Source organism: Streptomyces sp. NPDC059355, assembly GCF_042752335.1.
In the GTDB taxonomy this organism is placed as follows: Bacteria; Actinomycetota; Actinomycetes; order Streptomycetales; family Streptomycetaceae; genus Streptomyces.
In genome coordinates this window covers 1-21,416 of sequence record NZ_JBHYXN010000028.1, presented here as the reverse complement: position 1 = coordinate 21,416, position 21,416 = coordinate 1, and the positions used below count along the sequence as shown (strand labels likewise).

Here is a 21,416-nt window from a genome sequence, read left to right as displayed (position 1 = left end):
GAGCCGAGGTGCGCCTGTTCGACAGGGGTGCGATCCCTGAGTTCCGCTTTCATGTCGCGCGATCAACCCGGGATGGCAGCGCAGGACGGTAGGGAGTGTGAATCCGGCCGTTCGTGTGACCCGCAAGTTTTCGGTCGAGCCCGTATGCAGCTCTGGGCCATCGCCTGTGCGGTGCGTGATGCCGCACAGGCGATGGGCCGTGAGGTTCGCCCATGCGCTCCGCGACGACCGTGCGTGCGGGCGTGGGCTGCCGAGTGCCACCGTGGCGGACGCGGCGTCCGCGCCTCGTCAGCCTGAGTGCGTCAACCTTTGGCGAGCCGGCGTCGCCGGGTTCGGCACGCGGCGGTTGAAGACCCACACTCCTTGCGAATAGGTGGCTCCGAGGACCCGCCCCGTCTCCCGGAGCCACGGATTGGCCTTCTGGAACGGCGCGAAGTTGTCGTTGGAAATGATGACCCCGCCGACCTCCTCGGCGATGCTGATCACCAGGGCGTCGCCCCGGCCTTCGGTCCCGGCGGGCGGTTGCACCACCTTCCCGTCGGCGATGGCGGCTTCCACCCGGGGGCGTTCCTCGGCGGGCACGTCGTGGCGCAGCGTGGCATCGACCACCACGTGGATGTCGCGTCCGGAATATTTGAACTGCAGGGACCGGACAGCCGCCTCCAGGGCCGCGAAACTCGGCTTGCCGCCGGCCGCACGTGGGGGCCTTCCGTTCCACGCGAGGTTGGATCCATCGACGACGAGCGGGGACGCTGCCGATTTCGGATCGGCCGACCGCGGTGAGGCGCGCGGAGGTGCGGGCTTGGGCACGGCATTCCCCCGGCCGTCTGGGCGACCCTGTACCGGTTGGGACGGTTTGGTGGCCGGTCGGCCTGCCGGGGCGAGGTTGCGCAGGCGGGCGAGCTCCTTCTTCACCTCGGGCAGGACGTTGCCGTCCCCGAACACCTTCACCTCGCCGTCGAGGACGACTTCGCCGGTCTTCTGAAGAGTCGCCTTGACGGTCAGCAGGCCTTCCTTGCTGTAGGTGTACTCCAGGTCGAAGACACCGTCCTGGGCCCGGCCACGCCGCGGGTACGTCAGGACGAGGTCGGTCAGTTTGACGTTGTCCGGGTGGTCGACCTCACGGTCCGGATCGCCCTCCCAGACCTCCACGGTCAGCTCGGAGACGTTGTCCCTGGTCGGCTCGTACGACTTCACGCGCTGTTGCGGCAGACGCTGGTTCCGGTCGATCAGAGCGCTGAAGTTCCGCCTGCCCTTGCGGTCTTTGGTGATCGTGCCGAGGGCGTGCGTGTTGACCACGCGGATGATGCTGCGCAGCTCGCCGTCCATGGCTGCCGCGGTGATCGCCGCGCCCTCGGCCACCGCGGTCATGGGGTCGCACAGCGCCGTGTCGACGAGTTCGCAGTCCAGTGCCTCCGACACGGCGGTGCGCACAGCCGGGATCTGACTGCTGCCGCCGATCATCAGGACCGCCGTGAGGTCCTGAGGATCGATCCGAGCCTGCTCCAGGCATTCCTCGACAGGATCGAGTGCCCGGCTGATGAGGTCCTGTATGGCCTCGGAGAACTCGTCCTGGCCGATCTCTACGACCACCCCGTCGGGCGTCTGCACGACGACCGACTCCTGATGGGAGAGCAGGATCTTTGCCCGCTCGATGTCGAGAGCGAACATCCGCTGCTCCGATTCGCTCCAGTGCCCGCGCGCAGGCGCTCGCCGGAGGACCAGGCGGCGCAGCCGGGCGTCGATCTCCAGGCCACCGAGGCGGTTGACGCCCCGGCTCGCCTTTTCGTCGAAGAAGCCGTCGTCGTGCAGGAGCAGGGTGGCGTCCATGGTGCCGCCGCCCCAGTCGAAGACCAGGAACTCGCCGTCGACCTCCATTTCGTGTGCGTAGGCGATGGCCGCCGCCGTCGGCTCGTTCAGCAGCGTGCGGACCGTGATCCCGGCGGCACGCGCGGCCTCACGTGTACGGAAGCGGGCGGCGCCGGTCGCGTTGGCGGGAACGGTGACGACGGCTTCGCGGATCTCGGTGGCGGCTTCCTCCTCCGCGGCTCGGGCGATGGCATGGAAGACACCGGCCGCGGCGGTGGTCGCGGCGAACCGCTCACTTCCCAGCCTGACGAAGGGTTCCTCGCGGAGCATCCGCTTGCACGCTTCGACGGCCTGTTCGGAACGCAGCTTGGCCTCCCAGCCGAACAGCGTGCCAGGCCGGAGGGAGCTCGTTCCCACGACCGACGGGTAGAGCAGCTCGAACCCCTTCCGTCGCCAGTTGGCGTCGAGGCCCTGCCCGCCGATCTCCAGCACTTCGACGTACTCGCCGTTCCACTGGGCGGCGACGGAGTTGGTGGTTCCGAAGTCGATTCCTGCTGCCGTCATGCTTCCTCCCCCACGTTCGTACCCGCGGGGCCGGCAACGCGCCGCAGCTGTCCCGCGAGAACCACCTTCCCGGTCAGCTCGTCGACGTATGCCGGACTGAGGAGTTCGAAGGCGTCTCCCTCGCCCTCGGTCACCACGAACCGGTCGCTTTCCTCCGGCTCCGTTACTCGCAGCAGCCGAAGTTCGCGCAGGTGAGCGGACATTGTGCTCGCGACTGCCTCGGGACTGCCCCCGGCCCGGGATCGGAGCAGTGCATCGATCTCAGCGAGGCGTCCGGTGAACTGGGCGCGTGTGCGGAACTCGTCCAGGACCGCCCGGCGCACTGCAGCGGCAAAAGCGCCGGACGAGGGCATCTCGCCGGTCCCGATGTCCTCCAGGGCCTTCGGTATCCGGTTCGTCACTCCCCTGATCACCGTCATGGCGTCGATCGGATCGGGGCGGACCGGGCCGTCGGCGACGCTCGTCTTCGCGGACTCGGCCGGAAGCTCGGAGCGGCGTTCTCGGCGACGCTTCAGTCCCCCGGGCTTGTGAGGCGCATCCGCTTCACCCGTTCCAGGCTGTGTCCGGTGGCAGGTGGGGCAAGGGCGGTGGGGGCGCTCTCTCTTGGGAATCTTCTTCTTGGGAGGCATCAGGCTCTGCTTCGTTCGGTACGGGCGGTGATCAATGCGCGGACTGCGACGAGGTCATCGCGTGGGACCGTGGCGGTCGAGATGCGGGGCTGTGGTCCGGAAGTCGTCGAGGAGTTCGACGGCGGCACGGGCCCGGATGCTCTCCAGTTCCCCTCCATTCGTCACCGGCGTTCTGCGTGGCAGGGCCTCCACCGGGGGCACGAGATGCCGCGGCACTTGGGACGGCATCGAGTAACGGGCCGGGTCCAGTGGCAGCCGGTAAAAGACGTCCCAGCCTGCCTCGTTGCGCAGCGCCCCACGGATACGCTCCTCCGCCATGTTCAGGGCGGACTGGGCCTTGGTGTCGCCCTCGTTCCGGCGGAAGACCTCTCGGCAGCGTTCCTCCCATCCGTCGGCGCCGTGGTCCAGACCGATTTCGAAGAAGGGATTGCCGAACGGGCCTCGGTAATTCCGCCTTGTCTCCCTCCAGGCACGCAGGAGCCGGAGGTTGCGCAGGGCGAGGGAGTCTCCCTGCTCCGCAGCCATCTCGGCGTACTTCTCCGCGGAGTCGAGCAGTTTGTCTCTGACCGTGATCGACTCGACCTGCTCGCTCTGTCCCGCAGCCGCGTAGGCGGCGATGGCGCAGCCCTCCTGCACCAACTCGGCAGAGATCTTCCGGCTGCTGCCGCCACCACGCGTAAGGGAGTGCGCCTGGCGGGCTGCCGCCTCCAGATCGCCCTCCTTGAGCAGATCGTAGGCCCGGTTCACGGCGACGAGTGCGTAGAAGGGGCTGCGTCCGGCGTCGACGATGTCCCGTGGTTTCCACAGTGTGGCCATCAGCTGCCAGAGTCCGCGGTCCTCACCCATGCTCGGCGGCCATTGTCCGGACAGCGCACCCGACTTGAGGTCGCGCAGTTCGATCTGCTGGGTCCGAGGCAGAGCCGCGTCGAGTGCGTCGAACACGGTCAGGTCGTTGTCCAGGACGACGTCGTACAGGAGATCCCACACGTCATCCGGATCCTGCCGGGTGAGCGCTTCACCGCGCAGGAAGGACTGCCGGCGCAGGAACCCCTGCCAGCCGAGCCTCGACGCCTCCTCGTCAGTGATCTTCTCCGGCGCGAGACGGGCGCGCAGGTACAGGGCCTCCCGCTCGTCGCGCGCCGTCCAAGGTTCGTCTTCGGCCAGCAGGCCACCGTGGTCGACGAGATCGTCGAGGACGGTCAGGGGGGCCCACGGGAGAAGTCCGTCCAGGTACCGGTTCGGCACGGGCACTGCACCCCGGGTGGCGGCGGTCGCGAAGAGGGAGAAGGCGGGACCGCCCACCACCGTATGGGACCGCTTGCTGACGAGGTCCAGGCTCGGAGCCGTCGAACATAACAGTCGGCACCGTTCCAGGCCCTCTTCGGTGAGCCACCGCACACCGCCCGCCCACAGGTTCCGCATGTGGCCGAGGACCGATGCGGGCGGTAGGTGTGCGAGGGCTGAGCGCACCGCGGGCAGCAAGTCGGCGCGATCCGGATCCCCTTCGAGCGCGCGGTCGAGCACTGCCTTGTCCGCCTCGGATATCCCGGCGGCCTCCACCGACTCTGCCAGCATGGCCAGTACTGCTTCGACCGCATCGCTGCCGCCTACGCCGAGCCAACGCCACTTGCGCTGGACGAAGCCGCTCACCGCAGAGGGGTCCCGGCCTTCTCGCCGTTCCCGCGCACGAGTCAGGCGCTCGCGTTCGGCCGTTTTTGCCGCATGCCGGGCGGCGACAGCGTCAGTCATGTCGTACGCGTCGACAGGATGTCCGCGCGGTCTGACGATCCGTAGGGTTCTCGCACGCATCGTGGCCCTGGCTGCGCACGGTTCGGCGCGGCGCCGTATCAGAGTGCGAGGAACGGACTCGGCGTCCCGTGCCAGGAGACCCGAAGTTCCTCGCGTGCGCGAGTGCAGGCGACGAACAAGAGGTTCAACTCGCTCAGGAGATCGTCCTTGTGCTGCTGCGCGTCCACGTCCTCCGACGTCAGGGCAGCCGGCAGCGGAATCACACCGTGGCTCACGCCCACGACCGCGACGCACCGGAATTCGAGCCCCTTCATCCGGTGCATCGTTCCGATGCTGACGCCGTCGCCTGGTGTACGGGAAGTACCCAGTACATGGGCCGGGATACCGGTCAGTGCGAGCGCCTGCGCCACCTCTTTGCCGAGTGGAAGGTGCCGCACGGCCACGCCGATCTCGCCGGGCTCCAGTCCATCGCTCACCCACTGCGCGATGCGTGCGGTGAGGCCGGTCATCTCTTCGGTCCTGCTGGCCGACCCGTGCAGATCCGGTCGTGCGCCGCGCAGCACGGACCGCAGGCCTGCGAGGGTTTCGACGCCGCCGTCCATGTCGTCCGTGCTCTCGCCGCTGAGCAGCGCCGTGGACCACTGCAGGATTTCGCGTGTGGTGCGGTAGTTGACGCGCAGTCGCTGCGACCTTCCGCTGACGTTGATGCCCAGGCCGCGAAGGGACACCTTGTTCCCGTAAATGCGCTGGTGCGTGTCCCCGGCGATGAACAGGTCGTCGGGTCCGGGGGCGACCAGCCCTCTGAGCATGCGCCACTGCACGGGGTGCAGGTCCTGAGCCTCGTCAACCACGACATGACGAAACGGCCGGTCGGTGCGCGGTTCCAGCAACCGGGCCGCCTCCGCGCACACCTGGAGGAAAGTCCACTCGTCGGCCTGCCGGAGCTCCCGGGTGAACGCTTCCACGGCGCGCCAGACCTGTGCGCGCCGCAGCGGGCTCAACGCGGCACCCCGGCCCGTGCGGGAGGCCTTGAGGTACGCCTCGGGTGAGCGCAGGTCCTGGGCGAGGACGACCTGCCGCCATTCCTGGTCGAGGAAGACGTCGCTGAACTCGATGCCGAGGTGCTGGGCGATCCGGTTCCAGCGCGCGTGGATTTCCTTTTGACCGGCCAGAATGGCGATCCGACTCCCGCGGTCGTCGCGTACGAGCTGATTGGCCAGGGCGTCGATGTTGACGACGTGGATCTTCGCGGCCAGCGAATCGTCGGGCACGAGCAGTTCGAGACCGCGCCGCAGATCGGCGGCGAGGTCCCGGGTGTAGGTCGTGAGCAGGATCGCGCCGTCCGGCGCCCCGGGAGGCAGCCGCCGGGCCAGGTGGAGGGCCCGGTGCAAGGCCACCACGGTCTTCCCGGTGCCGGGCCCGCCGCTCACGCGGGCCGGACCGTTGTACGAGGGTCGGTAGGCGATGCGCTGTTGGCTGGGATGCAGGAATACCCGCCATGCGTCGAACGGCCTGGACAGCATGTCCAGCAGTTCATCGGGCCCCGACAACAGGGCGATACGGCCCTGGGAGCGGGCCATGGCAGCGGCGAGCTCGTCCTCTTGACCGTGCTGTTCCTCTGCTGCGGCCTGCTCGGCGTGAACGGCGACGGACTCCCGCCAGACCTCCTCCGGGGTCAGTCCGGCGGCCAGGCCGGCGAGGACGTCGTACTGCTGTTCCGGGAGGATCTTGCGCAGCGCGTCGAGGTGCGTCTCGTCGTTGAGGTTCCGGACCAGGGGCAGCAGGTCGGGGTCGACGCCGAGACGGGTCAGCTCCTTGTCGGCGACGTGGGCGAAGAGTGCTGCCGGCGGCGCGGGGGAGTCCTTCCGGGCGTGGACGGCCGCGCGTTCCAGGGCAACGTCGTCACGCAGTTCGATTCCCTGGGTTGCCGAGTTGACCGTGGCCCGGTGGCTCAGTGCCCAGGCGATGGCGTCGTCGTGTGCCATCACTTTGAGCAGCAGATAGCTGTCGCCGGAATCCGGGGCGAGGACAACACCCCGCATGAACTTGGTGATGCGGATGGTTCGGATCCTGGGATCGCGGGGATTTTCCAGCTTCTCCAGGTGGAGCCCGGCGTGCTGGTGCTCGCGGAACTTGTCGAAGGACTCGTACACCCGCTTCTGGACCGGTTTCTCCAGCTTGGCGAACTCCAGGAGGAAGTCCTTGTGGATTCCCAGTGTCGCCATGCGAGCTCCCGAACCGGTGACGAGTACTGAACTTTCGGTTGATCACCGTACGACACGGGAGACAATGGCGGGCCGCATCGGTCGGGGAGGGTACGCGCGTGCACGCACAGGAGACCACGTTCAGCAAGCTGGTCCAGGGGGAGAAGCAGTTCCAAGTCCCTCTCTACCAGCGTACGTACAGCTGGCAGCGGGAGGAGCTCCAGCAGTTGTGGGACGACGTGCAGGAGCTCGTCGAGGACCGCCTGGAGGGCAGGGCCGCCAGCGGCCACTTCCTGGGTTCCGTGGTCCTGGCACCCGAGCGGATCGCCGCGGGCGGGATGCAGCGCTGGCTCGTCGTCGACGGCCAGCAGCGGATGACCACCCTGATGCTCGCGTTCACCGCCCTGCGGGACCATCACCGCGGCCGCGGTGCGGACAAGAAGGCCGCCCGGATCAACGACCTGCTCCTGGTCAACACCTACCAGGACGGCACGGACAGCTACCGCCTGCTGCCGACGCAGGCCGACCGGGAGGCTTATATCGCCTGTGTGGACAGCCTGCCCAAGGCCGGTGGCGCCGGAAACGTGGGTGCGGCGTACCGCTTCTTCGTCGCCGCACTGGCCGGCGGAACCGACAGCGGTGGCGAGGCCTGGTTGGACGAGGTCGAATCAGTGCTGGGTGACTGCCTGTCCATCGTCGCGATCACCGCGGCCGAGGGCGACAACGTCTACCGGATCTTCGAGTCGATCAACAACACGGGTGTGGGGCTCAGCCAGAGCGACCTACTGCGCAACTACCTCTTCATGTGCCTGCCCACCAGAGGGGAGGAGGTCTACCGCAAGCGGTGGCTGCCCATGCAGGAACTGCTGGGCCCGGGCAATCTCGAACTGCTGGTCTGGCTCGACCTGGTCGTCGGAGGCAATAGCCGCGCACGCCAGGGCGAGATCTACCGGGACCAGAAGAAGCGCCTCGAACCGCTGAGTGGTGACGAGGAGGCTCTGGAGGCCGAGATCGCCCGTCTCGCCCTGCGCGCGGACCGGCTGATGCGGATCGTGGAGCCCGAAAGGGAGCCCGACCCGCAGGTGCGAACGGTGCTGGAACGCCTGTCGCGGTGGGGCGGCCAGGTCCACTACCCCCTCGCACTGCACCTCCTCGACCTGGTGGACGAGGGCAGTGCCACGGCCGACGAGGCTGCCGCCGCGCTCGCCTACGCCGAGAGCTACATGGTGCGCCGCCTCTTCGCGGGCCTGTCCACGACGGGCAGCAACCGGGTCTTCATGGAGCTCCCCAAGGAGCTCGACAAGGATGGCTCTCCGGCCGAGGCGGTACGGCGCTTCCTGTCGCGCAACCGCACCGGTCCGCGGGCATGGCCCGGCGACGATGCCGTCCGAGAGGCCATCCGTACCCGGCCGTTCTACAAGAGCGGCCGCAGCAACCAGCGCTTCCAGATCCTGCGCAGGCTGGAGGAGAGCCACGGGTCGAGCGAGCCGGTCGACTATGCCCAGGCGAAGCTCACCGTCGAGCACGTACTGCCGCAGCGCCCGGCCCAGCAATGGTTCGACCTGCTCGCGGAGGAAGTCGGGGACGGCGAGAGCCCCGAGGAGATCCACGGGCTGCTCGTGCACACCCTCGGGAACCTGACCCTCACGGGTGAGAACGCGAAGCTCTCCAACCACCCGTTCCGCCGCAAGCAGGAACTGCTGGACGCCAGTGCCCTGCGCATGAACCAGCGGATCGCGGCGCAGGAGCGGTGGGGCCGTGCGGAAATCGCTGCCCGCGCCGAGGACCTGGCCGACCGGGCCGTGCGGTTGTGGCCCGGCCCGCTGGAAGGGGTCGTCCACGCCGATGACGAGTGGGCGGGCTGGCGGGAGCTGCGCGAGATCCTGCTGGCCGTTCCGGCCGGGACATGGACGTCGTACGGCGACCTGGCCGGTGTCATCGGCACCAGCGCCATCGCAGTCGGTCACCACGTGTCCTCCAAAGCGGGCCTCCACTGCGCCTATCGCGTACTGACCGCGGACGGACGGATCGCGGAAGGGTTCCGCTGGACGGACGACCGGCATTCCGGCGATCCCCAGGAGATCCTCGAAGCGGAAGGGGTTCCTTTCGACGACAACGGCCGGGCCGGCAAGTCCCACCGGCTGACCGCTTCCGATCTCGCCGTGTTGGTGTGCGGGGAAATCCCCGAGGAGAACCTCCCCGTGCCGGCGGCACGCGGCGGGGAGCAGGCGGAGGCGACCGCAGCCGGCCGCTTCGAAGCGCTGCTCCGTGACAACCAGACGCCCGAGGTCGTCGAGGGCGTCCTGGCCGTGCTGCGGTTCTGGGAGGAGCAGGGCGGACACCAGGTCTACGGCAAGAAGAACGAGACCAGCTGCTTCCCGACGTTGGATGCCGGAGGGTCGAACGACTCGCGTGCGCTGTGGCCGATCGCGATCTATCCCGTGAGCGGTACCGTCGAGGTGGTCTTCCAGTACCTGAAGCGGCGGCCGCCCTTCGACGACGAGCCGTTGCGCCGTGCGCTGATGGAGCAGTTCAACGCCGTGGACGGCATCGAGCTGGCCGAGGCCAAGCTCGACCTGCGTCCGTCCTTTGCGTTGGAGGTCTTCGCCGGTCAGGGTGAGGCCATCAGGGCGGTACTGGAGTGGTTCGTTCACGAGGTGGCGCTGGCGGAGGCCCGCCGTCCGTTCGATGAGGAGAGCGCGCGGGCCGTGTTCTGACACGGACCGTTCGACGCCCGCACCCTCGATGAGTGGCCGGATCGCACCCTTCCGTGAAGATCACTGCCCGGGTAGCGTGCCCGTGCAGTGATCGGTGTCACTCCGGGCGTGGGTGCGTGGTGAGTGGCCTGCGACCGGAGATCGCCGCGGCGGCCGGATTCCAGGTGGCTGTGCCCTATCCGGACATCGGCAAGGACCTGATCCTGGGCCGGGACCACGAGGACCCGGAGCTGGACGTCCAGATCGCACTCCAGGTGAAGACCCGCCGGGTCGGCGAGTTCGAGCCCGTCGAGGGCGGATTCAAGATCTCCTTGTCGATCGAGCAGTTCAAGCGGCTCCCTGGCCACCGGCAGGTGCCCTGCTTCCTCGTCGTGGTCGTGGTGCCACAAGACCCCGCCAAGTACATCCAGGTGCACGAACGGGCATTGACCCCGCACCACTTCGCCTATCGGGCGTCACTGGAACACCAGCACCTGCCGCGCCAGCAGGGGAAGAAGAGCGTGACTGCCACTGTGCCGCGCGAGAATCTGCTGACCGTCGATGCATTGCGCGAGTTCTACGAACCGCTGGTGACAGCGCTACGGGAAGCCGTTGCCCAACCGGAAGGAGCCCGGAGCCAAGACCCACGCGAAACTGGCAGTGGCCGACCAGCGCACCTTGCTGACGACCAGCGCCAACTTCACCCAGGCCGGGGTGGACCGCAACATCGAAGCGGGAATACTGATCAAGGGCGGTTCCGCTCCCGTCCGTGCCCTGGAGCACGTGCAGGAGCTTCAACGCACCGGAGTGCTCCGACGTCTCTGGTAGGCCCTGGCCTTCTCGCCCGGTCAGGTGAAGAGCGGGTCCAGCACCGCTCCGCCGGCCGTGATCCTCCAGGCCGGTACCCGGATCGTGCGGGTCACCGGGCCGGTCTTTGCCCCGGCGCCGCCGGAGGGCAGGCCGATCAGCAGGTCGCCGCGCGCGTGGTGCAGGCGCAGGTGACGGGCCGGGTCCTGGTCGTGCCGGGGGCCGGTGTCGATCAGGACCGCGGTGTTCGCACCGTCCGCCGTGAACAGCAGGTCCACGGTGTGTCCGCCGACCACCGCCGCGCGCTCCAGATCGGTGATGCCGCGTGTGCTCAGGTATTCCTGGAGCCGGTCGGCCAGCTCTTCGCGGAAGCCGGAGGCCACCTACGCCCTGCCGGCCGTGTCCTGGTCGGCGGACGCCCCCGTGCGCAGGACCGTCGACCGTTCGGCGAGCAGCGCGGGGAGTCCTGCCTGCTCCTGCCAGAAGGCGTGGCTGCCCACGGTGATCAGCTGCGATTTCGCCCGGGTGACCGCCACGTTCCACAGGTTGACCTGACCGGCCACCCAATGCGTCGTACGCGGCGGGGTGTTGCCCGTCGCCACCGGGCTGAGCACCATCACATCGCGCTGCCCTCCCTGGAACGCGTGCACGGTGCCCACGCGGACCCGCTCGTCGTCCGCCCAGACACGCGCCAGGGCCTCCTTCTGGGCCTTGAACGGGGTCACCACACCGACCGTCGCGTCCTCGGGCAGGCGCAGCAGCAGATCGTCCACCGTCTCCCGCACCCGCCCGGCCTCCGCCGCGTTGCGCCAGGACCGATCGCCGCTGCCCCGTGCGGACTCGCCGTGCGGCACGTCCACCCAGCCGAGCACCGGGGCCGGATCGGCCTTGCCGAAGGGGTCCGACGCAGGGACCTGGCGTCGGACATCGGTGAGGACCTGCAATTGGCCCTCGTAGCAGTAGCCGTTGACGATGTCCGCGATCGCCGGGTGGCAGCGGTAGTGCTCGTCGAGCAGCAGCGCCGCCTCCCCGTGCTGTGCCGCCGCGTGGTACGAGGCGTACACGTGGTAGGCGAGCCGGTGGTCCTCCAGCTGGGCCGCGCTCAGTCCGGCCCGTACCCGTGCCTGGCGTTCCTGCTGCGCGGTGATGCCGGGAATGTGGCCGAGCTGCATCGGGTCACCGATGATCAGTGCCCGCTTGGCCCGGAAGAGCAGGGGCAGGACCGACGGGATCGAGCACTGGCTCGCCTCGTCGATCACCACCAGGTCGAAGAGCTTCGGAACGAGCTCCAGCTGGCGCACGGAGTGCGTGCTGATGGCCCACCCCTTGAGGTGCGTCATCAGGTTCCGCTGGCTCTTCTGGAAGCCGGAGCGCCGGCGCAGCGCCTGGAGCCGCTGGCCCATGAGGGAGCGCCCTCGGACCATGGCCTCGGACGCCAGGGCGCGTGCGAGCTCGCCCGAAGCCGCCGACAGCCCGGCGGCACTTTCCAGGCGCACGCGCTTGAGCTCGTCCTCGTCCTGGGCCAGGAGCTGCGGTACGCGTTCCCGCACCGCGCTCTCCACGGCCACGGCCTCCGCCAGGGCGAGGAGGAGCTCGGGCGGAGCCGGTCGCCCCGAGGCCCAGGACGGCCACGGGGCGGCTGGATCGGGACCCGATGCCGCGACGAACGCCGAGAGGGCCCGCCCCCTGCGCCATCGGCCGAGGGAGAGCCATCCCGCTGCGGCAGCCTTGCGGGCCCGCTCCTCCCACCGGGAGGCCGCCGCCGTCTCGCTGCCGGACCATGCCCCTTCCAGTAGCTCCACCGGCAGTCCGAGCTCGTCGGCCCGCCGGGCGCGCTGCCGCAGCAGATCCAGAACGCGGGTCTCCTCGCCCACCAGCCGTGCGGCCTCTGCCCGATGGGCGGCCGATCGGGCGTGCCGGTTGCGGAGCTCGCCGGCCACGGTCGCCGAACCGCGCCCCGGCGCCTCTACGGGCTGGGCAAGAAGCCGCTCGAGCTTGGCCGCTTCGCGCTGGAGCGCTTCGGAATTGCCGGTGCGCATGAGCAGTCCGGGCGAGATGGCGTCACAGCGTTCGGCCACGACATTCACGGCCTCGTTGTTGGTGGACGCCACCAGCACGGTCTGGCCGGCGGCGACCGCAGTCGTGACGACGGCGGTGACGACCTCGCTCTTGCCGGTACCGGGCGGCCCGGTGGCAACGGTCAGCGGGCGGGTCATCGCCGACGAGATCACCAGCTCCTGGCTCTCGTTGCACGGCCCCGGGGCGACGACGAACGGTGCGTCGCCGCCGCCGACGCTGCCGTCGTCACCACCGCCGGCCAGGAGTGCGTCCAGCGCGGTGCCGGGGATCTGTCCGGTACGCGTGGACATCTGGAGCAGGTTGTCCACGAGCGCCTGGCTCGCGACCCGTTCCACGCCGGAAGGAGCCAGCAGGACGGCGGCGTTGTGCGCACCGGGCCGCAGCGAGTCCATCACGGACCGCTCGCTGAGCGCCGACAGGTCGAGGGGCTCCAGCTCCGGAACGCCGAGCTCGGTCAGGAGCTCCCGGACTGCCCGCACCATCTGGGTGCCGTTGCCCTCCTGCCAGGTCGGCTGCCAGCGGGCGAGGAGGTCGGCAGCAGCGTCGTCGTCCAGCAGTTCCGTGATCAGCCCGGTGTGCAGGGAAGGCACCCCGTTCGGGCGGAGCTTGTCGCGGCCGTCCTCGTCGGGGGCCAGTTCCATCGACTGGATCAGCAGCGGCGCGATCCGTACCGCGGTGCGCCGCCGACCGTCCCCGCCCCGCTCGGGGAGGGTGACCGCGGGATAGCCGTACCAGTACTCCTGCAGCCCGGCGCCGTCGGCCTGGGCACCTGTGCTCTTGGGTTTCGGCAGCTGGGAGGGTGCGGGCAGGGCGGATCCCAGCCCGGACTGGATCGTCTCCGACCCTTGGCCCAGCAGGAAGTACGCGGAGCCGCGCCCGCTGTCCCGGTCGGGCAGCATGCCCGACGCCGCCTGCGCACCCAGGCAGTGCACGTAGTAGCGCAGCAGCCGCTGCAGGTCGATGCCGTCACGGGCATCGAGCCCCGCCAGCTGCCGGGCCTTCACCAGCGCAGGGGAGGCCTGGGCTGCTTGGGCGGGGTCGCGGGGCGGCGCGGGGAGGTTGACGGAGCGGGCCACGGAGCGGGCCAGAGGGAGCGAGTTCGTCGCCCGGATCGTGGAGGCCGACCGCTCGTGTCGCTCGCGCCCTTGGCGGTCCATCCCTGGACGACCGACCCGCTGGAGCAGCAGTCCAGCAGCACGACCTTCGAGGAGGCCCGGCAGGACTGGAGCATCCGCTCCAGGAACTCGGCAGGCACGGCCGTGCCCGGCAGGTCGTCCGGGTCGGCGTCCCGGGTGAGGAAGTACAGCTGGTTGTCGGCCTCGCAGAACTCCCCGTGCCCGCTGAAGTAGAGCAGGGCGGTCTCGCTGGACTGCCGCTCCTCCAGGAACGTCTCGATGGCGTGCAGCATCTCGGCGCGGGTCGGCTCGGCGACCACCGCGCAGTCGTTGTACATGCCGATCTCGGTGCTCTCCAGTACGGCCTGCATGTAGTGCAGGTCGGCCCGGACGGGCGGCAGATCGTGGTAGCGGTCGCTTTCGTACGTGGATACGCCGATGAGCATGGCGTACCGGTCGTTGTCACTCACTCGGCGGCCGGACCGTCCGCGGGGCCGGCCTCCGGGCCGCCGGTGAGGAACCGCTGGATCTGCTCGTCGTCGGCCCGGGCCTGCTTGCCGGAGATGCTCAGCGTGGCCCCGTCGGGCCGGGTGACGACGATGGTGCGCTGGGGCACGCGGGCCAGCCAGATCTGAATGCCGGCGGCGACCATGGAGCCGCCGCCGAACACGAGCCCGATCAGGTCGGTGACCAGCCCGCCCTTGGCCACGGGGAGGTCGTGTTCGGCTGCCTGCGGCGGCCGGGGGATGTCGAGAGCGGCGTGCGGATCGGAGTCGCTGATGACGGCCAGCAGTTCGCGTGCTTCGCGTCGTGCGCGCAACGGGTCTTCGTCGATGATGGAGATGCGGTGGCCGGCCGGGCCCGCGCCGCTGGTGCTCACGTTCACTGTCCCCCTGTTCGCCCGTGCTGCGGACACACGGACCCGCGAGGCTATCGAGACGAAGGTCAACTCACTCCCGTATAGCTGAAACTTGCTGGTCAATGGCGTGAAATCCATGGATGTGCGATCGAAGTCCTCCTGCGGGGGCGCCAGATGCAATCCGGGGAAGCGGGCGACGAACGCGCGGAGGGTGATGTCCCCTTCGGCGCGGCCGGCGGGGCGCCGAGGCAGCGGTGAATGCCGTGGCCTCGGCGCCTAGACCGGCAGGCCCGTCGGTTCCTTGATGCGCTTCATGATGATCTGCGAGTTGACCTCGGTGATGCCGGAGAGGGCCGTCAGCTTTTCGATCCAGAGGCGTTCGTAGGCGCGGAGGTCCTCCACCGCGATGCGCAGGAGGCAGCCGGGGCTGCCGAAGAGGCGGTACGCCTCGATGACGTCGGGGATGTCCTGGAGGGCCGCCTCGAAGGCCTCGACGGCGGCGCGGTCGCGGCGCACCTCGACGGAGACCAGCACCTCGAAGGCCCGGCCGACAGCCTCGGGGGCGATCACCGCGCGGTAGCCCTGGATCACCCCGTCCTGTTCGAGCTGGCGTACGCGCCGCATGCAGGGGGAGGGGGTCAAGCCGACACGCTGGGCCAGTTCCTGGTTGCTGAGGCGGCCGTCGGCCTGGAGCTCGCGCAAGATTTCACGGTCAATGGCGTCCATGGAGCAATTATCACCCCAGACTATCTAACGGGTGGGCCTGAAGTGGCAATCGTATTGCGCGTAGATCTCACTATCATTGCTTTCGATAGGACGGATGTACGAGGTATCACCCGTACGTGAGAAAGGGTGGCCATGGGACGGATCGTCGTCATCAGCACCGGCGGCACGATAGCCAGCCGCTGGCAGGGTTCAGGCTTCGCGGCCGATGCCGACGGGCGCGAGGTCATGGCCACCGCGCCGCTGCCCAAGGACATCACCGTCGAGGTGGTGGACCTGTTCAGCGTGAACAGCCCCCGGCTGACCACCGCCCACCAGCTCACCCTGCTGCGCACGGTGCACGAGGTGCTGGCCGACCCGGGCGTGGACGGCATCGTCGTCACCCACGGCACCGACACCCTGGAGGAGTCGGCGTTCCTCGTCGACCTGCACCACCACGACCCGCGCACCGTGGTGTTCACGGGCGCGCAGCGGCCGATGGGTACAGCGGACGGGGACGGACCGGGCAACCTGTACGACGCGCTGCTCACCGCGGCGAGTACGCGGGGGCTCGGCGTGCTGATCACGTTCGGCGGCCGGGTGCACGCGGCCCGCGGCACGGTGAAGACCCAGGCGGTGGCGCTGGACGCCTTCGCCGACCCCTCGAAGGAACTGCTCGGGAAGATCGGCTTCGGCAAGGTCACGATGTTGCGGGCTCCGCAGCGCCCGGAGCCGCTGCCGCTGCCCGCGATGCCGCAGGTGCCGCCGCGGGTGGACGTCGTGATGCACCACGCGGACGGGGACCCGGTGCTCCTGAACGCGGCGCTCGCGGCGGGCGCGCGGGGCCTCGTGCTGGTGGGCACCGGCGCGGGGAACGCGACGCCGGAGATCGTGGACGCGGTGAAGGACGCCGTGGCGCGGGGCGTGCTGGTGGCGCTGACCACGCGGGTCGCCGCCGGGCCCGTGACGGAGATCTACACGCACGGCGGGGCCGTGGACCTGGTGGCGGCGGGGGCGGTCCCGACGGGGACGCTGCGGGCGCCGCAGGCGCGGATCGCGGTGCTCTCGGCGCTGCTGGCCTCGGAGGACGCCGCGGACCGGGTCCGCGTTCTGCGGCGCAGCGTGGATTCGGCCGGGCCGGCGCTGGTCACTGTCTGAGCCCGGGCCCGGGACCGTGCCGGGGGCGCTGCCCCCGGCACATCTGCCCGCCGTACCGGGGTGGCCCGCCATGACTCACACCCCGGCGGGACTGTCCCTGTCCGTGAAGGCCGCGAGGATCCGGTCCGCCGCCGAGGTGGGGGTCACCGCGCCGGCCCGGACCGCTGCTTCCAGGCCGGGGGCCAGGTCGCGGACCGCCGGGTTCGCGCGCAGCCGCTCCAGCAGCTCCTCACGGACCATCGACCAGGTCCATTCCACCTGCTGTTCCGCGCGCTTGGCCGCCAGGCGGCCGCCCGCGTCCAGCAGCCGGCGGTGCTGCTCCAGGCGGTTCCAGACCTCGTCCAGACCCGCCGACTCCCGCGCACTGCACGTGAGTACGGGCGGGGTCCAGGCAGCGTCCGCCGGGTGCATCAGGCGCAGGGCGCCCGACAGCTCCCGCGCCGCCGCCTTCGCTTCGCGCTCGTGCGGGCCGTCCGCCTTGTTCACCGCCAGGACGTCCGCCAGCTCCAGGACACCCTTCTTGATGCCCTGCAGCTGATCTCCCGTACGGGCCAGGGAGAGCAGGAGGAACGAGTCCACCATGCCGGCCACCGTCGTCTCCGACTGGCCCACGCCCACCGTCTCGACCAGGACCACGTCGTAGCCCGCCGCCTCCATGACGATCATGGATTCGCGGGTGGCCTTCGCGACCCCGCCCAGCGTGCCGGCCGAAGGAGAGGGCCGTACGAACGCCGCCGGGTCCACCGACAGGCGTTCCATCCGGGTCTTGTCGCCCAGGATGGAACCGCCCGTACGCTTCGAGGAGGGGTCCACCGCCAGCACCGCCACCCGGTGACCCAGCCCCGTCAGCATCGTGCCGAACGCGTCGATGAAAGTGGACTTGCCGACCCCCGGCACCCCGCTGATCCCGATCCGGCGGGCCCGCCCCGTGTGGGGGAGCAGTTCCGTCAACAGCTGCTGCGCCAGGGCGCGGTGAGCGGGCAGGGTGGACTCGACGAGGGTGATGGCGCGCGCGATGAACGCGCGCTTCCCGTCGAGCACCCCCTTCGCGTAGGCCTCGATCTCGATCTTCGGAGGCATCGGCCGCGGCCTACAGCTCGTGGCCCAGATCCGCGGCCAGCCGCGTCACCAGGTCGTGGGCCGCGTCCGGGATCACCGTGCCGGGCGGGAACACCGCCGCCGCGCCCATCTCCAGCAGCGTCGGCACGTCGGCCGGCGGGATCACCCCGCCCACCACGATCATGATGTCCTCGCGCCCCTCCTCCGCCAACTGCTCGCGCAGCGCCGGTACGAGGGTCAGGTGGCCGGCCGCCAGCGACGACACGCCCACCACGTGGACGTCCGCCTCGACGGCCTGGCGGGCCACCTCCGCCGGGGTCTGGAACAGCGGGCCGACGTCCACGTCGAAGCCCAGGTCGGCGAAGGCGGTCGCGATCACCTTCTGGCCGCGGTCGTGCCCGTCCTGGCCCATCTTGGCGACCAGGACACGCGGACGGCGGCCCTCCGCCTCCTCGAACCGGTCGACCAGCGCACGCGTGCGCTCCACGTTCGGGGACTCTCCTGCCTCGGTGCGGTACACACCCGAGATCGTACGGATCTGGCTCGCGTGCCGCCCGTACACCTTCTCCAGTGCGTCCGAGATCTCACCCACCGTGGCCTTGGCGCGCGCCGCGTCCACCGCCAGCGCGAGCAGGTTGCCGTCGCCGCGCTCGGCCGCGTTCGTCAGCGCCCGCAGGGTGTCCTGCGTGACCGCCTCGTCGCGCTCCTCGCGCAGCCGCCGCAGCTTCTCGATCTGCTGGGTGCGCACCGAGGAGTTGTCGACCTTGAGCACGTCGATCTGCTCGTCGTTCTCCACCCGGTACTTGTTCACGCCGATCACCGGCTGGCGCCCCGAGTCGATCCGCGCCTGCGTGCGGGCGGCGGCCTCCTCCACGCGCAGCTTCGGGATGCCCGCGTCGATGGCCTGCGCCATGCCGCCGGCCGCCTCGACCTCCTGGATGTGCTGCCAGGCCCGGCGCGCCAGGTCGTACGTCAGCTTCTCGACGTACGCGCTGCCGCCCCACGGGTCGATCGACCGGCAGGTACCCGACTCCTGCTGCAGCAGCAGCTGGGTGTTGCGGGCGATGCGCGCCGAGAAGTCCGTCGGCAGCGCGAGCGCCTCGTCGAGGGCGTTGGTGTGCAGCGACTGGGTGTGTCCCTGGGTCGCCGCCATCGCCTCGATGCACGTACGCGTCACGTTGTTGAAGACGTCCTGAGCGGTCAGCGACCAGCCCGAGGTCTGCGAATGGGTGCGCAGCGAGAGCGACTTGGCGTTCTGCGGGTCGAACTGCTTGACGAGCCGCGCCCACAGCAGGCGGGCGGCGCGCAGCTTCGCGACCTCCATGAAGAAGTTCATGCCGATCGCCCAGAAGAACGACAGGCGCGGCGCGAAGGCGTCCACGTTCAGACCGACCGCCTGCCCGGCGCGCAGGTACTCCACACCGTCCGCGAGGGTGTACGCGAGCTCCAGGTCGGCGGTGGCCCCGGCCTCCTGGATGTGGTACCCGGAGATCGAGATGGAGTTGTACCGCGGCATGTTCTGCGAGGTGAACGCGAAGATGTCCGAGATGATCCGCATCGAGGGCTTGGGCGGATAGATGTAGGTGTTGCGGACCATGAACTCTTTGAGGATGTCGTTCTGGATGGTCCCGGCGAGCTTGTCGGGGGAGACGCCCTGCTCCTCCGCCGCCACGATGTAGAGGGCGAGGACCGGCAGCACCGCGCCGTTCATCGTCATCGACACCGTCATCTTGTCCAGCGGGATGCCGTCGAAGAGCTGCCGCATGTCGTAGATGGAGTCGATCGCCACGCCCGCCATGCCGACGTCACCCGTGACGCGCGGGTGGTCGCTGTCGTAGCCGCGGTGCGTGGGCAGGTCGAAGGCGATCGACAGGCCCTTCTGGCCGGCCGCGAGATTGCGCCGGTAGAAGGCGTTCGACTCCTCGGCCGTGGAGAATCCCGCGTACTGGCGGATCGTCCAGGGCTGGTTGACGTACATCGTCGGGTACGGGCCGCGCAGGTACGGTGCCACGCCCGGGTAGGTCCGCAGGAAGTCGAGCCCCTCCAGGTCCCGGCCCGTGTACAGCGGCTTCACGCCGATGCCTTCGGGGGTCTCCCACAGCAGGTCGCCGGCGGCGGTCCCGGTGGACTCCTTGACGGCGGCGCGCCACCGGTCCTCGGACCCGGCGGCCGGGCCCGCGCCGGTCAGCGCGAGTTCGGAGAAATCGGGGATGCTCAAGACGCGATTCCCATCCGGTCGAGTACGGAGGACAGCACGGCGACCGCGTCGCAGCCCGCGAAGACGTACTCGTCCACGGCGTCCGCCGACGTGCCGGGCTTGCCCGCGAGGAACACGGTCGTCGCGCCGGCCGCGCGCAGGGCCGCGGCCACCGCCTCGGCCTGCTCCTCGTAGAGCGGGTCGCTGGAGCACAGCACGGCCATGCCGTCCGCGCCGCTCGCGGCGTAGGCCTCGGCGGCCGTCGCCGGGTCCACCGACACCGGGTCGTGGACGGGCTCGACACCGCCCGCCTGGAACAGGTTCGCGGCGAAGGTGGCGCGCGCGGTGTGCGCCGCCGCGGGTCCCAGCGCGGCGAGGAAGATCCGCGGACGGTTCCCGGTCGCGGCCAGGTGTGCGTCGCTGCGGACGCGCAGCGCCTCGTACGCCTCGTCCCGCCGTACGCGCGGCAGCCCGCCGGCGGGGCCCGCCGGGGCGGGCTCGCGGTCGAGGGGCTTCTCCGAGAGCAGCGGGAACTCGCTGACGCCGGTGATGGGTTCGCGGCGCTTGGCGAGCCTCTTGGAGCGCTCGGCCCAGGTGGCGGCGAGCCGGTCGGCGACCAGGCCGGAGCGCAGGGCGGCGGCGAGGCCGCCGGCCTTCTCGATCGTCTGGAAGAACTCCCAGGCGGCGTGAGCGAGTTCGTCGGTCAGGCGCTCCACGTAGTACGAGCCGCCGGCCGGGTCGATGACGCGGGCCAGGTGCGATTCCTCCAGCAGGATGGTGGAGGTGTTGCGTGCGATGCGGCGCGCGAAGGCGTCCGGCAGGCCCAGCTCGTGGTCGAAGGGGAGCACGGTGACCGAGTCGGCCCCGCCGACGCCCGCCGCCATGCAGGCGATGGTGGTGCGCAGCATGTTCACCCACGGGTCGCGGCGGGTCATCATCACGGGCGAGGTGACGGCGTGCTGGCGCTGGGCGCCGGCGTCCGGGGCCCCGCAGGCCTCGGCGATCCGGGCCCACAGACGGCGCGCGGCGCGGAACTTCGCGATCGTGAGGAACTGGTCCGCGGTCGCGGCGTAGCGGAACTCGAGCTGTCCGAGGGCGGCGTCGACGGCGAGGGCTCCGGCGGTGGTGCCGGAGTCGGTGCGGGAGTCGGCGCCGGAGTCGGCTTCGCCTTCGGCTTCCGTGAGGGCGCGGAGGTAGGCGACTCCGGTCGCGAGGGAGAGGCCGAGCTCCTCGGCGGCCGAGCCGCCGGCCTCGTGGTACGGCAGCGCGTCGACGAGGAGGGTGCGGACGCCGGGCCAGTGCGCGGACGCCTCCCGGGCGAGGCCGACGGCGTCGGTGAGGTCCAGGACCTCACCCGTACGGGCCTCGTGGCCGAGCGGGTCGGCGCCGAGGCTCGCGCGGGCGGCCCCGGGGGCCACCTGCCGTTCGGCGTACAGGCGCAGCAAGGCGCGGGCGGCGTCGCCGTATTCGGCTCCGGCGTCGAGGGAGACGGGAGCCAGGTCGAGGTAGACGCCGTCGAGTGCGCGGGGGAGCGTGTCGACGGGGAGGCCGCCGAGGCCGCTGCCCAGGGACAGCCAGAGGGAGGTGACCCCGTTCTCGAGGTCGGTGAGAACAGCCTCGTTCACCCGTACGGGGTCATGTCCGACGTACCGCTGGCGTACGTCCCAGCCGGCGGCGGTACCGCCGGCGGGGCTGCCGCCCCGTATGAACGGAGCGAACCCGGGAAACCCGGTCTCGTCGGCCGTTTCGGGTGCGGTGTACAGCGGGCGGGTGGTGAGCCCGTCCTCGA

15 protein-coding genes and 1 pseudogene are annotated in these 21,416 nt (G+C 70.2%); 4 read left to right on the top strand and 12 right to left on the bottom strand.

Going from position 1 to position 21,416, the window contains the following annotated elements; translation table 11 throughout:
- Positions 1-288: 288 nt before the first annotated feature.
- From ACFXGI_RS24900 to ACFXGI_RS24885, 4 genes are read right to left on the bottom strand one after another with little or no spacing between them, the layout of a single operon-like run.
- A complete protein-coding gene (locus ACFXGI_RS24900) occupies positions 289-2,373 on the bottom strand; it encodes an Hsp70 family protein (RefSeq protein WP_384710602.1) in 2,085 nt (694 codons plus the stop codon).
- Complete coding sequence (locus ACFXGI_RS24895) at positions 2,370-3,002, bottom strand: hypothetical protein (RefSeq protein ID WP_384710599.1); 633 nt, start codon at positions 3,000-3,002, stop codon at positions 2,370-2,372. The genes ACFXGI_RS24900 and ACFXGI_RS24895 overlap by 4 nt, the downstream gene beginning before the upstream one ends.
- A gap of 54 nt (positions 3,003-3,056) precedes the next feature.
- Positions 3,057-4,811: a hypothetical protein gene (locus ACFXGI_RS24890; RefSeq protein WP_384710596.1), complete on the bottom strand. Its 1,755-nt coding sequence runs from the start codon at positions 4,809-4,811 to the stop codon at positions 3,057-3,059.
- A 38-nt stretch (positions 4,812-4,849) separates the two neighbouring features.
- Positions 4,850-6,976 carry a UvrD-helicase domain-containing protein gene (locus tag ACFXGI_RS24885; protein ID WP_384710593.1) on the bottom strand — a complete coding sequence of 709 codons (2,127 nt, stop codon included), beginning with the start codon at positions 6,974-6,976 and terminating at the stop codon, positions 4,850-4,852.
- A 98-nt stretch (positions 6,977-7,074) separates the two neighbouring features.
- Between ACFXGI_RS24885 and ACFXGI_RS24880 the strand changes: the two genes are divergently transcribed.
- The 3 genes and pseudogenes from ACFXGI_RS24880 (at position 7,075) to ACFXGI_RS24870 (ending at position 10,479) form a co-directional block, all read left to right on the top strand.
- Positions 7,075-9,672 (top strand): DUF262 domain-containing protein, encoded by a 2,598-nt coding sequence (locus tag ACFXGI_RS24880; protein ID WP_384710590.1) that lies wholly within the window; start codon positions 7,075-7,077, stop codon positions 9,670-9,672.
- Positions 9,673-9,704: 32 nt separating this feature from the next.
- Positions 9,705-10,214: pseudogene (locus ACFXGI_RS24875) on the top strand (DUF4365 domain-containing protein); the annotation flags it as partial.
- A gap of 49 nt (positions 10,215-10,263) precedes the next feature.
- The gene (locus ACFXGI_RS24870; RefSeq protein WP_384710587.1) at positions 10,264-10,479 is read left to right on the top strand and encodes a phospholipase D-like domain-containing protein; all 216 of its coding nucleotides are present in this window, start codon (positions 10,264-10,266) and stop codon (positions 10,477-10,479) included.
- A 20-nt stretch (positions 10,480-10,499) separates the two neighbouring features.
- Here ACFXGI_RS24870 and ACFXGI_RS24865 read toward each other — a convergent pair whose 3' ends face one another.
- The 5 genes from ACFXGI_RS24865 to ACFXGI_RS24845 form a co-directional block, all read right to left on the bottom strand.
- Positions 10,500-10,841: a hypothetical protein gene (locus tag ACFXGI_RS24865; RefSeq protein WP_384710584.1), complete on the bottom strand. Its 342-nt coding sequence runs from the start codon at positions 10,839-10,841 to the stop codon at positions 10,500-10,502.
- A complete protein-coding gene (locus tag ACFXGI_RS24860) occupies positions 10,842-13,541 on the bottom strand; it encodes a DEAD/DEAH box helicase (protein ID WP_384710581.1) in 2,700 nt (899 codons plus the stop codon).
- On the bottom strand, positions 13,538-14,122 hold the full coding sequence (locus tag ACFXGI_RS24855) for a caspase domain-containing protein (protein WP_384710578.1): 585 nt from the start codon (positions 14,120-14,122) through the stop codon (positions 13,538-13,540). The genes ACFXGI_RS24860 and ACFXGI_RS24855 overlap by 4 nt, the downstream gene beginning before the upstream one ends.
- On the bottom strand, positions 14,119-14,532 hold the full coding sequence (locus tag ACFXGI_RS24850) for a hypothetical protein (RefSeq protein WP_384710575.1): 414 nt from the start codon (positions 14,530-14,532) through the stop codon (positions 14,119-14,121). Before ACFXGI_RS24850 ends, ACFXGI_RS24855 begins: the two co-directional genes overlap by 4 nt.
- A 255-nt stretch (positions 14,533-14,787) precedes the next feature.
- A complete protein-coding gene (locus ACFXGI_RS24845; protein ID WP_384710572.1) occupies positions 14,788-15,237 on the bottom strand; it encodes an Lrp/AsnC family transcriptional regulator in 450 nt (149 codons plus the stop codon).
- A 132-nt stretch (positions 15,238-15,369) separates the two neighbouring features.
- Here ACFXGI_RS24845 and ACFXGI_RS24840 point away from each other — a divergent pair, with 132 nt between their 5' ends.
- A complete protein-coding gene (locus ACFXGI_RS24840) occupies positions 15,370-16,371 on the top strand; it encodes an asparaginase (protein ID WP_384710569.1) in 1,002 nt (333 codons plus the stop codon).
- A gap of 75 nt (positions 16,372-16,446) precedes the next feature.
- Here ACFXGI_RS24840 and meaB read toward each other — a convergent pair whose 3' ends face one another.
- From meaB to ACFXGI_RS24825, 3 genes are all read right to left on the bottom strand, one after another.
- Positions 16,447-17,451: a methylmalonyl Co-A mutase-associated GTPase MeaB gene (gene meaB, locus ACFXGI_RS24835; RefSeq protein ID WP_384710566.1), complete on the bottom strand. Its 1,005-nt coding sequence runs from the start codon at positions 17,449-17,451 to the stop codon at positions 16,447-16,449.
- Between the two features lie 10 nt (positions 17,452-17,461).
- Positions 17,462-19,648: a methylmalonyl-CoA mutase gene (scpA, locus tag ACFXGI_RS24830; protein WP_384710563.1), complete on the bottom strand. Its 2,187-nt coding sequence runs from the start codon at positions 19,646-19,648 to the stop codon at positions 17,462-17,464.
- Positions 19,645-21,416: methylmalonyl-CoA mutase family protein (locus ACFXGI_RS24825; protein ID WP_384710560.1), on the bottom strand; the 1,772-nt coding region annotated here is incomplete at its 5' end. The genes ACFXGI_RS24825 and scpA, both read right to left, overlap by 4 nt.